Raw genomic sequence first — 1,641 nt, 5'->3', positions numbered from 1 at the left:
TTTGACAAACCAGCCGCATTGGGTATAGCTTCACGTAAATCTTTGCTCAATCGAGTGATAACACTTTCGCCCCAGCGTTCTTCTACGTGCAATTCAACAATGTCACGACCTAAAAGCCAGTTGAATTTCAACTGTTCCACATTTACTTTCACCGCTGCCTTTATTTGGCTTTGACGGTAGCGACCGCAAAGGTCTTTCACCCATTGCAGATATTCTTTATCAAGTATGTTTATTGACTTGTTCATCGTAATCTATAATACTTCAGTTGCGTTAATTTTTAGTTCTCCTGACATCAGCTTCGGGAGAAGTGTGTCGCGTAGAATTGTTAACCTAATACTTTCCTGTTCATTTCTTAGTATTTGGTCGAAATACGGTTTAGTCAATGAACTGAATGCTTTAAGTATTTCTTTATCAGGCATCAAAACTACCATCGCCTTAATTATTTTAGAATTGACAGCAGTTGCAATGGATGATGTGCTTCCAAGCTTTTCGTAATTATACCCTTTTAATAAGAAATATGTATATTCCCTATTTTCATCCGATGTGATAAATCTTGCTATAGCTTCATTAGTTGTTAATTCAGTTCCTGCAATTCCAACTCTTCCGATTGTAAGTTTAAAGCTTAGTAGAATTGTATCTTTGGGAACAAGTATAATATTATGCCTTTTAATGGCTTCATGCGTCAAGAATTCAGATGATGTAAAAACAAATCTTCCACATGATCCTAAATCTGAAATAGATACCCATGTATAATCAGATGAATTACTGGAAAACCATATTTGCTCTTTTCGTGGTGGGGTCTTACCAATATTAATATTATAAAAATCCTCGGCTTTACCAACGCGACACCCTTCAGGAATCATCCCCAGTTCCGATTCCACGAACTTCCCATCCTTGAACGGCTCGAAATCCACGAACCACGACTTGAACAACGCCTGTGCCTGCTGCTCTAAATTATCATTTATCCGACGGTTCAAGTCTATTTTATTATCAAGAGATGAAAGAAGAGATGATATGCGCTTTTGTTCATTTATGCTTGGTGCTACAAATGAATAATTCCTCATTGTTTCCAATGACACATTTTTAATCGTTGTACCTGTAGCTAAATGCATTATGCTATTCTTGAACTGTTGGGAGGCAACAACGTAATATATAAAATTCAAGTCGAAATCTTCTGCAACATTGAAGTAACAAGCGCTTTTACCCAAGATGCACGCTTCTCCTTGATATTTTGCGACATTACCGATTGTACCATTGATAGAAACTAATATAGTTCGATGGTTTAGATTTTTCCTATACTTATTAGCTTCATCTTCTGACACACGCTTTGTTGAATCTTTTATTTCGATTTTTCCATCAACAAGATTATTCCCATTGATAAAAAAACAGTTCCATTTTTGTCATATTTTGGGGTACCATGTAAACCATCCCCTAAAAGGGTGGTCACATCCTTTAATTGATATTTTTTCCACTGTTTCATAAATGAGAATTTATCGGTTAGGCTGAAAGCCTTACAATTATATATTTATTGGGGGTGCCCTGAAAGGGCTTAATTATATAGCGTAGGGCAACGCCCTACGAAAAAAACACACCAGCCACAAGCCCTGAAAGGGCGGAACTGTATACAATTATGCCCTTTCA

The 1,641-nt window shown here is 36.9% G+C and carries 3 protein-coding genes; all 3 read right to left on the bottom strand.

The window, feature by feature from the left end; all coding sequences use genetic code 11:
* Positions 1-245 (bottom strand): DUF1016 N-terminal domain-containing protein (locus HMPREF0106_RS09025; RefSeq protein WP_009040387.1); only part of this gene is annotated, 245 nt, incomplete at its 3' end.
* A 6-nt stretch (positions 246-251) separates the two neighbouring features.
* Positions 252-1,322, bottom strand: a complete 1,071-nt coding sequence (locus tag HMPREF0106_RS0124890) for a restriction endonuclease subunit S (protein WP_157133811.1) — start codon at positions 1,320-1,322, stop codon at positions 252-254.
* A gap of 17 nt (positions 1,323-1,339) precedes the next feature.
* Positions 1,340-1,480, bottom strand: a complete 141-nt coding sequence (locus tag HMPREF0106_RS27140) for a hypothetical protein (protein WP_157133810.1) — start codon at positions 1,478-1,480, stop codon at positions 1,340-1,342.
* Positions 1,481-1,641: the final 161 nt, after the last annotated feature.

The sequence above is a fragment of the Bacteroides sp. D22 genome (assembly GCF_000163675.1).
GTDB classification, from domain to species: Bacteria; Bacteroidota; Bacteroidia; order Bacteroidales; family Bacteroidaceae; genus Bacteroides; species Bacteroides xylanisolvens.
The sequence above is the reverse complement of the archived record's forward strand: the minus strand, read 5'-3'. Positions and strand labels throughout refer to the sequence as shown.

Excerpts from the sequence above, each read along its gene's own strand:
- HMPREF0106_RS27140 (WP_157133810.1), bottom strand. The coding sequence starts at position 1,480 with ATGAAACAGTGGAAAAAATATCAATTAAAGGATGTGACCACCCTTTTA.